Here is an 11,897-nt window from a genome sequence, read left to right on the forward strand (position 1 = left end):
CCGAGTCTTCCCAGAACCCGTCGGCATCGACCGGCCCGGCGGCGTCGAATGCAACCACGGCCGGCGGTGCTCCCTATGGCACGACGGGTAGCCCGCCTGCATGGCAGCCGCCCGAGCCGCCGCCTCGGCGTCGAGGGTCGGGGGCCGCGCTGCCCTGGCTGCTCTTCGTGCTCGTGTCCGCCGGGGCCGGCATCGGTGGCTGGTCGCTGAACCAGAAGCTCGACCGCGTGCAGCAGGAAATGGCGCGCCGTCAGCAGACGGGCGATGCACAGGTCATGCAGGCGCAGGTGCGAACGGCGCAGGCGCTCGATAATCAGCGCGATCTGCAAAACCGGCTCACGGCGCTCGAAGGGCGAGTGTCCGATTCGCGCAGCCAGCAGGCCGCACTCGAACAGCTCTATCAGGATCTGGCGCACAACCGAGACGAATGGGTGCTCGCCGAGACCGAGCAGATCGTCACGAGTGCGAATCAACAATTGCAGCTCACCGGCAACGTTCGCGGCGCGCTGATTGCGCTCGAGGGTGCCGATGCTCGCCTGGCACGCTCCGGCGCACCGCAGCTCGCAGGCGTGCGCGACGCGTTGAAGAAGGACATCGACCGGCTCAAGGCCGTGCCGGCGGCCGATTTGCCGCAACTGACCGGCAAGCTCGATCAGGCGATTGCCATGGTCGACACGTTGCCGTTGCAGGCCGAGGAGCGGCGCGTCGACCCGACGTCGGCGGCGGGGGGCGCGGCCGGTGCGGGCAGTGTGAGCGAAGCGGGCTGGATCGCGACGTGGCATCGCCTGTCCTCGGAAATGCTGGGCAGCCTCAAGCAACTGGTGCAGGTCCGCCGGTTGGACGACCCGGACGTCATGCTCGTGGCGCCGGAGCAGGGCGCGTTCCTGCGGGCGAATCTCAAGCTGCGCCTGCTCAATGCGCGTCTGGCGCTGCTTGCGCGCAACGCGTCTGCTGTGCATAGCGACGTGGTGGTCGCGGAGGCCGCGCTGGACAAGTATTTCGACGCCAAGTCGCGTCGCATCGCCGCCGTGAAAACGTTGCTCGACCAGGTCGACGCGGGCTCGCGCACGATCGAACTGCCGACCCTTGACGCCAGCCTGACCGCCATCGGTCAGGTCAAGGACGTCAAGGACAAGCCCTAAGGAGCCGGCATGCGAGGACTGATCTGGTTGACGCTCCTGTTCGCGGTCGCGGCCGGCTTTGCCGTGCTGGCGACGTTCAATCACGGGCAGGTGGTGATGCTCGTGCCACCGTACCGTGTTGACGTATCGCTGAATCTTTTTGTGCTGGCGTTGCTGGCCTTGTTCGTTGCGCTGTACGTCGTCATTCGTATTTTGCGCAACATCTACAAGATGCCGGAGCGCGTGGCCGCTTACCGCAATCGCCAACGCAGCCGTCGCGCGAACATCGCATTGCGCGATGCCGTGGCGAATCTCTTCGCGGGTCGCTACACGCGAGCGGAGAAAGCGGCGCGCGAAGCCGCCGAGCAAGAGGACAATCGTGGCGTGGCGGCGATCATCGGGGCGCGCGCGGCGCATCGTATGCGCGAGTTTGCGCGTCGCGACAGCTGGCTGGCCGAGGCGCAGGGGGCGAACCTCGAAGAGGCGCGTCTGTTGCAGACGGCGGAGTTGCGCGTCGATACCCGTGATGCGGAAGGGGCGCTCGAAGCCCTGACCGAGATGCGGGCGCAGGGCGCGCGCCGCATGCAGGCGCAGTTGGTCGCCTTGCGGGCACATCAACACCTGAAGCATTGGCCCGAGGTCCTGGCGCTGCTCAAGGTGCTGGAAAAGCGCGAAGCGCTGCATCCGGCGTTGGCGGCCAAGCTCAAGCAGACGGCCAGCGAGGGCATTCTGCGCGATCACCGCCACGATGCCGACGCGCTGCTCAAGTGCTGGAACGAATTGCCGGCCGATGCGCGCACGTCGGCGCGGATTGCCGATGTCGCGGCGGAGTTGCTGATTTCGCTCGACCGCCTGCGCGAGGCGCGCGATATCGTCGAGGCCGCGCTGGCCGAGCACTGGGACCCACGTCTGCTGCGCCGCTATGCCGATTGTGCCGGCGGCGATGCCCTGCCGCTCATCCAGAAGGCCGAGGCGTGGCAGCAGCGACATCCGAACGATCCCGATCTGCTCTTCGCACTGGGCAAGCTGTGCCAGCACCAGCGGCTGTGGGGCAAGGCGCAGACGTTCCTCGAAGGGGCGCTGCGTCATACCGACGACCGGCATCTGCAGCAGCGCGTGCATCTCGCGCTGGCGCAACTCTTCGAGGGGCTCGAGCAGATGGAACTGGCCAACCGTCACTATCGGGCCTGCGCGAGCGCGTAAATGGCTGGCGAGCGAGCCGTCAGGCTCGCATCGTCATTCGATGGCCGTTGCTTCGTTCCCCGAACTCTGGCGCAATGGCAGTTCCGGCAAGCGGCCGAGCGCGACGATGGCCAGCGCGGCAATGAGGGCGCTTCCGCCGAAGAACGCACCGAAGGCGAGCCGTACATGATCTTCCATCCCGGGCGGTGCGCCGCCTGGGCGAAGGAAGTCGGTCAGTTCGCGCGGTGCGCCGCCGTCTGCCGAGACCAACAGCCCGACGATGAGCGCGCCGAACATTGCGACGCCGATCATCCCGCCGAGCGCCCGGAAGAATGCGTGTGCGGCCGTCGCAATGCCGATGTCGCGCGGCGCGACGGCATTTTGCGTCGCCACGGTCATCACCGGCATGGCCGAGCCGAAGCCGATCCCCACCAGTCCGAGACACAGCCCCACGACCCAGAGCGGCAGTGACTGCACGCCGAGCGCAATCGTCGTCAGTCCCAGCAACGCCACCGGCAGGCCAATCTGTGGCGGGCGCTTGTAATGCCCCGTCGCGCGCATGTAATGCCCCGCGCTGAGCGCCCCCACCACGATGCCCAGCAGCGGCAGGATCAGCATCAGCCCCGAACGGCTAGCCGATTCGCCGCGCTGCAACTGAAGATAAAGCGGCACGTAGATCCCGATGCTGATGTTGACCATCATCACGAGCACGGCCATCGTCGATGTCATCCGGAACACCGGGTTGGCAAGCAACGCCACCGGTAGCAATGGCTCGCGCACCGCACGCTGGTGACGCAGGAAGATCGCCCCCACGATCACGCTCGCGGCGAGCAGGCCTGCAATGGGCATCGACACCCAGTCGTAGCGATGTCCGCCCCAGGTGAGCGCCAGCAGCAGGCAGACGGTCGCGGCGATGAGCAGCGCCGACCCGAGATAGTCGATGCTCGGCTTGCCCTCGCGACCGGGCAGGTGGCGCAGCGCGCGGTCGCTCAGGTAGATGGCGAGCAGACCGAGCGGGAGATTGATCCAGAAGATGAGGGTCCAGTTCAGGTACTGGGCGAATACTCCGCCGGTGATGGGCCCCGCCACGCCGGAGACGGCGAACATGCCGGAGATATATCCCTGATATCGGCCGCGCTCGCGCGGCGAGACGATATCCGCGATCACGGTATTGGACAGCGCGATGAGGCCGCCGCCGCCCAGCCCCTGCACGCCGCGCGCCACGATCAGCGCGAGCATGCTCGGCGCCAGCGCGCACAGCACCGACCCCACGAGGAAAACGGCCACGCTCACGGCGATGACGACGCGCCGTCCGAACAGATCGGAGAGCTTGCCGACGATGGGAGTGATGGCCGTGGACGAGAGCAGATAAGCGGTGACGACCCACGACACGGCGTCGAAGCTACCGAGGTCTCGGGCGATGGTCGGCAGGGCGGGCGCGACGATGGTCTGGTCGAGCGAGCCCAGAAACATGATGAGCAGCAGGCCCGAGAGGATCGACTTGACCTCGGTGGGGGTGAGCGAGACGCCGGCCGGCGTCGTCTGAGAGTCGTTGGCGGGCATGCGGATCTTTGGGGGCAAAAAACAGGCCGTCCCGGCAAGGACGGCCTTCTCGATGCGAAATATATTACTCCCAACGGATGGCCACGGTGGCGACCCGGCCAGCGGTCCCATGGCGGGACGGTCTTGCCCGGCGAGATGCGGTTTCGTCAGCCGATCCCGCCGTAGCCGTCACTGGTTGACGAGCCGCGCGGGCACGGCCAGCGTAAGCAGTCCGCCCAGAATCATGAAGATCGTGAGCAGGAACATGCCGCTGTTGGTGCTGTGCGTGGCGTCTTTGAGAAAGCCGATCAGGTATGGGCCCACGAAACCGGCCAGATTGCCCAGCGAGTTGATCATCGCGATACCGGCCGCGGCGGCGGTGCCGCCCAGAAAGGCCGTGGGCAGGCTCCAGAACAGCGGCAGCACGATCATGATGCCCATCGTGGCCAGCGTCAGGGCGACCATGGCGAGCTGGGTGTTGTGGCTCCAGGTCGTCGACAGGAACAGGCCGATGGCGCCGACGAAAGCGGGTATCGCAATGTGCCAGCGACGCTCGCCGCGCAGATCGGAGCGACGCCCGACCACGACCATCGCGATCACCGAGAAGAAATACGGAATGGCCGTAAGCAGGCCGATTTGCAGCGGATCGGTCACGCCCGTGCCTTTGATGATCGTCGGCAGCCAGAAGCCCACACCGTACAGGCCGATCACGAACGAGAAGTAGATCAGGCTCATCATCCACACGCGGGGGCTGGAGAACACCCGGCGCAGCGGCAGGTCTTCCTTGCTGAGCACATCGCTGGCGATGTTGCGCTCGAGCATCGACTTCTCGGCATCGTTGAGCCACTTGGCATCGCGAATGCGGTCGTCGAGCACGACCAGCACGATCAGCCCGATCACCACCGACGGAATCGCTTCGATCAGGAACATCCATTGCCAACCGGCAAGGCCATTCACGCCGCTCATGTCCTTGAGGATCCAGCCTGAGAGCGGCCCGCCGATCAGGCCGGACAACGCCACGGCCGTCATGAACCAGGCGGTCATGCGTCCGCGCCGCGAGGCCGGATACCAGTAGGTGATGTACAGGATGATGCCGGGGAAGAAGCCCGCCTCGGCCACGCCGAGCAGGAATCGCATGATGTAGAACATCTGTGGCGACGTGACGTACATCGTCGCGCCCGAGATGATGCCCCACGAGATCATGATGCGCGCAATCCACACGCGGGCGCCTACGCGATGCAGGATCACGTTGCTTGGCACTTCGAAGAGGAAGTAGCCGAAGAAGAAGATACCCGCGCCGAGACCGAACACGGTCTCGGAGAATTGCAGGTCGCCGACCATCTGCAACTTGGCGAAGCCGACGTTGACCCGGTCGAGATACGCGACCACATAGCACAGCAGTAGAAACGGAATCAGCCGCCAGCCGACCTTGCGGTAGGTGGCCGCTTCAAAGTCGGCCGACGACGCATCGGTCATGGGCGAGGGGGGCGTGGGAACGCTGTTCATACGAAAGCTCCTCCGGTTTGACGTGGTGTTGTCTGTCGTTATGGTGTGAGTGCGACAACTACGGGATTACCGACTGCAAAAACGATGGGTCGATCAGATGCAGCGTCCGCCGTCGACCTCCAGGCACACGCCGGTGATGAATGCGGCGTCGTCGCTGGCGAGGTAGAGGCAGGCGTTGGCAATGTCCTGCGGCGTGGAGAAGCGCCCGAGCGGAATGCCTGCGAGGAATTTGGCGCGGTTCTCGGGGGTGTTCGGCACGCCCATGAATTCGGCGGTCAATCCGGTATCGCCGATGACCGGGTTGACGCAGTTCACGCGGATGTTCTTCGGGCCGAATTCGGCGGCCATGGCCTTGCTCGCCGTAATCACGGCCCCTTTGCTGCCGTTGTACCAGACGAGCCCCGGGCGTGGGCGCACACCCGCCGTCGACGCGATGTTGATCATCACACCGGCGCCGCGCTGCAGGAAGTACGGCATGACCGCGCGCGCACTCCAGAAAATGCTCTTGACGTTCACGGCATAGACGCGATCGAACTCGGCTTCGGTGACTTCGAGCAGTGGCTTGTTGCGATGCGTGGTGCCCGCATTATTGACCACGATATCGAGATGGCCGAAGCGCGTGACGGCTTCGTCCAGCAGGGTGACGTGATCGTCCTCCCGGGACACATCGCCGCATACGAACGCCGCTCGCCCACCGGCCTTGGCGATGTCCTCGGCCACGCGCTCGCCGGCCTCGCGGTTCAGATCGTTCACGATGACGGCGGCGCCTTCGTGCGCAAACGTCTTGGCGATGCCCTCGCCGAAGCCGGAACCGGCGCCCGTGACGATGGCCACTTTCTCTTGCAAACGCATGCCTTGTCTCCTGAAGTGCCTGGGGATGGCGAAGCGTCGGACACAGGGCGTGCGTTCGATGCTTCGCCGCGATCTAGATCAGGGAGTGTGCCGCCGGTCCTGCGAATCAACCGTGCCGGATGGCCACGGTCTTGAGTGTCGTGAAGCCGTAGAGGGCTTCGAAGCCCTTTTCGCGTCCGTGGCCGGAGTGCTTGCGCCCGCCGAAAGGCAGCTCCACGCCGCCGCCCGCGCCGTAGTTGTTGATGAAGACCTGTCCCGCGCGAATGTCGCGTGCCAGGCGCATCTGGCGTGCGCCATCGTGCGTCCAGACCCCGGCGGCCAGACCGTAGGGCGTGCCATTGGCCAGCCGCACGGCGTCGGCCTCGTCAATAAACGGCATGGCGGCGAGCACCGGGCCGAACACTTCCTCGCGGGCGAGACGATGGGTGGCGGGAACGTCGCGCAGGAGCGTGGGGGCCTGATAGAACCCGGTTTCCGGTGCGCTGCCGACGACTTCACCCTGCGACATCACCGCAATGCCATCGTGCTGCGCTTCGGACAGGAAGTCCCACACGCGTTGCTGCTGGCGCGCACTGATCAGCGGGCCGAGATCGAGATCGTCCTGCGACGGTCCCACGCGCAGATGCGCAAACGCCTCGGCCAGACGCGCGAGCAGGCGCTCGTAGGCGTCGCGCTCGATGAGCAGACGGCTGCCGGCGGAGCACGTTTGTCCGGCGTTCTGCACGATCGCATTGACCACCACGGGCAGCACGGCGTCCATGTCCGCGTCGGCGAAAACGATCTGCGGCGATTTGCCGCCGAGTTCGAGCGTGACGGGCGTATGGTTTTCCGCGGCCATCTGCGAGATCAGCGTGCCGGTCGCGGGCGAGCCGGTAAACGAGATGTGATCGATGCCCGGATGCCGCGCGAGTGACGCACCCGCCTCGGCGCCGTAGCCGGTCACAATATTGAGCGCGCCCGGCGGCAGCCCGGCTTCGATCGACAGCTCGGCCACGCGCAGCAACGACAGACAGGCGTCTTCCGCCGGCTTCACGACGCAGGCGTTGCCGCTCGCAAGGGCCGCGGCGACACTGCGCCCGAAGATCTGCAGCGGGTAATTCCACGGAATGATGTGACCGGTCACGCCGTGCGGCTCTCTCACGGTGAACACGGTGAAGCCGGGCTGGTAGGGGATCGTCTCGCCGTGCAGCTTGTCGGCGGCCCCGGCATAGAACTCGAAATAGCGCACGATGGCGGCGGCATCGGCGCGTGCCTGCTTGAGCGGCTTGCCGGTGTCGCGTGCTTCGAGCTGCGCCAACGCCTCGTGATGTTGAGCGAGCACGTTCGCCATTGCGTAGAGTACGCGGCCGCGCTCGGCGGCGCCGATGCGTCCCCAGTCGCCTTCGAAGGCCGAACGTGCGGCCTTCACGGCGCGGTCGATATCCTCGGCGTCGCCGCGGGCGATCTGGGTAAAGACTTGTCCGTCGGAAGGGTCAACAACGGGAATCGTCGGGCTCTTCGCGGGAGCGACCCATTGGTTGCCGATGAGGTGTGTAGCTTCGGGCATGACGACGTCACCTCGTGTGGGGGTGGCCCTCATTATCACTTAACTCGTGAGGGCGTTGACCGTCACATGCGTCACATCCGCACAAACACCTAAATTGATCGCATTGTAATTAAAGAGATTTTATTGCAATTTTTTATCACCTATCCTTGATCGTAATGAATCGCCAGACGGACATCTGGCGTAGCCCCACCGCTCGTCGCATACGGCTATCCGCGCCGTGGCGACAACGTCGAACGGAAGTATTCAGGAGTCCGCAGGCAATGAACGACGCAGTGACGCGTGAAACACTGATTCCCCGGTTGCGAGACGCGCTGGGCGCCCAAGCCGTGCTCAGCGATGCGCCCGATACCGTCGGTTACACCGAGGACTGGCGGGGACGTTATCGGGGCGAGGCGCTGTGTGTCGTGCTGCCCTCGACCACCGCGCAGGTGAGCGATGTCGTCAGGCTATGCGCTGCCGCGGGCGTGCCGATCTTGCCGCAGGGCGGCAACACGAGCCTGTGCGGCGGGGCGGTGCCGCCGACCGACGGCCCGGCGCCCGTCATTCTGAACCTGGCGCGCATGCGTCGCGTTCGGCAGGTCGATGCGGCCAACGGGTCGATGGTCGTCGAGGCCGGGTGCATCCTGAAAACCGTGCAGGAGACGGCGGCCGGCGTTGGACGGCTGTATCCGGTGAGTCTTGGTGCCGAGGGGTCGTGTCAGATCGGCGGCACGCTCTCGACCAACGCGGGCGGCACCAGCGTACTGTGCTATGGCAACACGCGTGAGAACGTGCTGGGCCTGGAAGTCGTGCTGGCCGACGGCACGATCTGGGACGGTCTGCGCGCACTTCGCAAAGACAACACCGGTATCGATCTCAAGCATCTGTTCATCGGGGCGGAGGGCACGCTGGGCATCATCACGGCCGCCGCGCTCAAGCTGCATCCGTTGCCCACGCAGCATGCGCTCGCGTGGTTTGCGCCGCGCGATCCCGCCGCCGCGCAACAGATTCTCGGTAGGTTTCAGAACGCCTGCGGCGCGCGCCTGTCGGCTTTCGAGATCATGAACCGTCACCAGCTCGATCTGGTGCTGGCCAATGTGCCGAATCGCCGCAATCCGCTCGCGCACGCGCATGCCTGGCATGTGCTGGTCGAGCTGAGCGACACGCGCGACGCCGAAGGGCTCGAAGCCGTGCTGACGCAGACGCTGGGCGAGGCCATCGAGCAAGGGCTCGTCGAAGACGCCGTCATCGCGGCGAACGACACGCAGCGCGCCGATTTCTGGGAAGTGCGCCACAGCGTGAGCGAAGCCAACAAGAAGGCCGCCGTCGGGCTCACGACCGATTGCGCGGTGCCGGTGTCGAGCGTGCCCGAATTCATCGACGCCGCCACGCGCGCCGTGCACGCCGTCGTGCCGGGGCTCGACATCGCCATCGTCGGCCATATGGGCGACGGCAACGTGCACTTCATCCCGATGTTCTCGTTTGCCGCCTGGGCGGCGCTGGCCGACAGTGCGTCGATGGCCGGCATCATGCGCGCGTGCGTGAACGACGTGGCCGCACGGCTGTCCGGCACGTTCAGCGCCGAGCATGGCGTTGGCCAGACGGGCTTGCCGCTCATGCAGCGCTACAAGGCGCCGGCCGAACTCGCCCTCATGCGCACCGTGAAGGCGGCACTCGACCCTAACCAGTTGTTCAATCCGGGACGTCTCGTTCCCTGAGTCATTTCACGCATTGCTGTTTGTTGTGCCATAACCGCGCGCGCGGCGGCTGTGCCGAAGTCGCACACCGTCGCCGCGCCCACCCTCCCAGTCAAGACCGGAGACCAAGATGAAACGCAAGCCCTTCGCAAGCCCGCTCGATACTGCTGACATCGCTGACACCCACGCCGACAACGACGCCGCATCGCTCGCACAGCCGGGCCGCCGCACGGCCATGAAGACGGCGCTCGTCGGTGCCGCAGCCGTGGCGTTCCCGTTCGTGTGGACGTCCTCGCGCGCCGCCACCAAGCGCATCGTCGTGCGCGACGATGGCGGGATCTACAACAAGGCGTACGACGCCGTGTTCTACAAGCCGTTCGCCAAGGCGACCGGCATCGAAGTCGTGGGCGTGCAGGCCAACGCCGAGCCGACGGCGCAGATCAAGAGCATGGTCGAGGCGGGCAGCTACACGTGGGACATGGCCAAGATCAGCCAGCCCGCGATCCTGCTGCTGACGGGGGGCGGCAAGGAGTACCTCGAGCGCCACGGTCTCGAGTCGGACCCCGTCATCGCCAAGATCCCCTCGCAGTACATGTCGCCGTTCGGCGTGGGAACCAACATTTACTCGACGGTGCTCGCCTATCGTACCGATGCGTTCAAGGGCCGCAAGGCGCCGGCGTCGTGGGCCGATCTGTGGAACGTGAAGGACTTTCCGGGCCGTCGCTCCATCCGCAAGTACCCGTTCGACACCATCGAAGAAGCACTGCTGGCCGACGGCGTGGCGTCCGGCGCGGTGTATCCGTGCGACTTCGATCGCGCATTCAAGAGTCTGGACAAGATTGCGAAGCATGTGGACGTATGGTGGACCACCGGCGCACAGCTCGAACAGATGCTCGGCTCGGGCGAGGTCGACATGGTCGCCACGTGGGCTTCGCGCGCGCAGTCGGCGCAGGCCAACGGCGCGCCCGTGGAGATCGTGTGGAACCAGAACATCTGGGGGTGCGACAACTGGTCGATCCTCAAGGGCACGCCGAACGCCGGTGCTTGCCGCGAGTTCATCAAGTTCGTGAGCGATCCGAAGCGACAGGCCGAACTGACCAAGTTCTTCCCGGCCGGGATGACGCAGCCCGAGGCGTTCAACTACGTCAAGCCCGAGATTGCGAAGCACTGCCCGACATTCCCCGCGAACATGAAGAGTGGCGTGCAGATCAACGCGAAGTTCTGGCAGCAGAACCAGAGCGTGGCGCTCGAGCGTTTCAACCGTTGGATCCTGACCTGATCCTCACCTGCTGTTCCGTTTCATGCATTCTAGGGTGCTGATCTCATGACCGTTGCCAATCTCCAAGTGTCGGGTCTGTCCAAGCGCTACGGCGATTTCGTCGCGCTTGCCCCGACCGACCTCGATGTCGCCCAGGGCGAATTCCTGACCTTGCTCGGCCCAAGCGGCTCGGGCAAGACCACCTTGCTCTCGCTCATCGCGGGTCTGTCGCAGCCCGATGCGGGCGCCATCCGCATCAATGGGGCCGATGTCACGTACGGCGCGCCGTACGAGCGCGACATCGGTATGGTGTTTCAGAACTACGCGCTGTTCCCGCACATGACCGTGGCGGAGAACATCGCATTCCCGTTGCAAATGCGTCGCACCGACGCACAGGCCGCTCGCAAGATGGTCATGAACGCGCTGGAGATGGTGCATCTGCCGCATGTGGCGGAGCGCTATCCGCGTGAACTCTCAGGCGGGCAGCAGCAGCGCATCGCCCTCGCGCGTTGCATGGTCTACCGGCCGTCGATCATTTTGATGGACGAGCCGCTGGGCGCGCTCGACAAGAAGTTGCGCGATCACATGCAGCTCGAGATCAAGCGGATTCACCGCGAACTCGGTACCACCATCGTGTACGTGACGCACGATCAGGAGGAAGCGATGACGATGTCCGATCGCATCTGCCTGATGAACGCCGGGGAAATCGCGCAACTGGGCACGCCGGACGATCTGTATTTCCGTCCGTCGAGCGTGTTCGTGGCCGATTTCCTCGGGGAGTCCAACCTGCTCGATGCCACCGTGCTGACGCGCGCGGGCGATCAGGTGCGCGTGGCGATGCCGGGCGTGGAAGGCGCGCAGGGTGCCGGTGCGATGGTCTATGACCCGAAGGTCGAGCCGGGCCGTGCGGTCAAGCTGCTGCTGCGTCCGCAGAACCTGCACATCCACGAGGGCGCCGACGGGGGCGATGGCGCGCACCGCGATGGCGTGGCAACGATCTCGGCGAAGCTCACCGACATCATGGTCACGGGCGGCATGACGAAGCTGTACCTGCAGTCGTCGGTGATGGGCGGGGCGGTGAGCGAGGGGGGCGAGGTGGGCAAGTCGCTCGTGGTGTCGTTTCCGACACATCGTCGTGGCAACCGTTTCGAGATCGGGCAGACGCTCGGTCTCGCATGGCGTGCCGACGACGCCGTGGCGATCGCGGGGTAAGC

The 11,897-nt window shown here is 65.5% G+C and carries 9 protein-coding genes; 5 read left to right on the forward strand and 4 right to left on the reverse strand.

Features of this window, described 5'->3' with window-relative positions; translation table 11 throughout:
• A partial coding sequence (locus A985_RS26530) for a uroporphyrinogen-III C-methyltransferase (protein ID WP_017235360.1) occupies positions 1-1,142 on the forward strand: 1,142 nt, incomplete at its 5' end.
• 9 nt (positions 1,143-1,151) lie between these two features.
• Positions 1,152-2,324: a heme biosynthesis HemY N-terminal domain-containing protein gene (locus tag A985_RS0121105; protein WP_017235361.1), complete on the forward strand. Its 1,173-nt coding sequence runs from the start codon at positions 1,152-1,154 to the stop codon at positions 2,322-2,324.
• 33 nt (positions 2,325-2,357) lie between these two features.
• Here A985_RS0121105 and A985_RS0121110 read toward each other — a convergent pair whose 3' ends face one another.
• The 4 genes from A985_RS0121110 to A985_RS0121125 all read right to left on the reverse strand — a co-directional run bounded on the left by A985_RS0121110 (position 2,358) and on the right by A985_RS0121125 (position 7,749).
• Positions 2,358-3,866, reverse strand: coding sequence for an MDR family MFS transporter (locus tag A985_RS0121110; RefSeq protein ID WP_017235362.1), 1,509 nt, complete (start codon positions 3,864-3,866; stop codon positions 2,358-2,360).
• 168 nt (positions 3,867-4,034) lie between these two features.
• Positions 4,035-5,351, reverse strand: coding sequence for an MFS transporter (locus A985_RS0121115; RefSeq protein ID WP_039830645.1), 1,317 nt, complete (start codon positions 5,349-5,351; stop codon positions 4,035-4,037).
• 93 nt (positions 5,352-5,444) lie between these two features.
• Positions 5,445-6,203 carry an SDR family oxidoreductase gene (locus A985_RS0121120; RefSeq protein ID WP_017235364.1) on the reverse strand — a complete coding sequence of 253 codons (759 nt, stop codon included), beginning with the start codon at positions 6,201-6,203 and terminating at the stop codon, positions 5,445-5,447.
• 106 nt (positions 6,204-6,309) lie between these two features.
• Positions 6,310-7,749 carry an aldehyde dehydrogenase family protein gene (locus A985_RS0121125; RefSeq protein WP_017235365.1) on the reverse strand — a complete coding sequence of 480 codons (1,440 nt, stop codon included), beginning with the start codon at positions 7,747-7,749 and terminating at the stop codon, positions 6,310-6,312.
• 260 nt (positions 7,750-8,009) lie between these two features.
• Here A985_RS0121125 and A985_RS0121130 point away from each other — a divergent pair, with 260 nt between their 5' ends.
• The 3 genes from A985_RS0121130 to A985_RS0121140 all read left to right on the forward strand — a co-directional run bounded on the left by A985_RS0121130 (position 8,010) and on the right by A985_RS0121140 (position 11,895).
• Entirely contained in the window at positions 8,010-9,446 is a 1,437-nt protein-coding gene (locus A985_RS0121130; RefSeq protein WP_017235366.1) for an FAD-binding oxidoreductase, read from the forward strand.
• Between the two features lie 214 nt (positions 9,447-9,660).
• A complete protein-coding gene (locus A985_RS0121135) occupies positions 9,661-10,704 on the forward strand; it encodes an ABC transporter substrate-binding protein (RefSeq protein WP_130027752.1) in 1,044 nt (347 codons plus the stop codon).
• A 45-nt stretch (positions 10,705-10,749) separates the two neighbouring features.
• Entirely contained in the window at positions 10,750-11,895 is a 1,146-nt protein-coding gene (locus A985_RS0121140; RefSeq protein ID WP_017235368.1) for an ABC transporter ATP-binding protein, read from the forward strand.
• Positions 11,896-11,897: the final 2 nt, after the last annotated feature.

It is taken from the genome of Pandoraea sp. B-6 (assembly GCF_000282835.1).
Lineage (GTDB): Bacteria > Pseudomonadota > Gammaproteobacteria > Burkholderiales > Burkholderiaceae > Pandoraea > Pandoraea cepalis.

What these genes read in the sequence shown, in the direction of transcription:
- A985_RS0121105 (WP_017235361.1), top strand. Translation starts at nt 1,152, where the DNA reads ATGCGAGGACTGATCTGGTTGACGCTCCTGTTCGCGGTCGCGGCCGGC.
- A985_RS0121140 (WP_017235368.1), top strand. Translation starts at nt 10,750, where the DNA reads ATGACCGTTGCCAATCTCCAAGTGTCGGGTCTGTCCAAGCGCTACGGC.
- A985_RS0121120 (WP_017235364.1), bottom strand. Translation starts at nt 6,203, where the DNA reads ATGCGTTTGCAAGAGAAAGTGGCCATCGTCACGGGCGCCGGTTCCGGC.
- A985_RS0121135 (WP_130027752.1), top strand. Translation starts at nt 9,661, where the DNA reads ATGAAGACGGCGCTCGTCGGTGCCGCAGCCGTGGCGTTCCCGTTCGTG.
- A985_RS0121125 (WP_017235365.1), bottom strand. Translation starts at nt 7,749, where the DNA reads ATGCCCGAAGCTACACACCTCATCGGCAACCAATGGGTCGCTCCCGCG.
- A985_RS0121115 (WP_039830645.1), bottom strand. Translation starts at nt 5,351, where the DNA reads ATGAACAGCGTTCCCACGCCCCCCTCGCCCATGACCGATGCGTCGTCG.
- A985_RS0121130 (WP_017235366.1), top strand. Translation starts at nt 8,010, where the DNA reads ATGAACGACGCAGTGACGCGTGAAACACTGATTCCCCGGTTGCGAGAC.
- A985_RS0121110 (WP_017235362.1), bottom strand. Translation starts at nt 3,866, where the DNA reads ATGCCCGCCAACGACTCTCAGACGACGCCGGCCGGCGTCTCGCTCACC.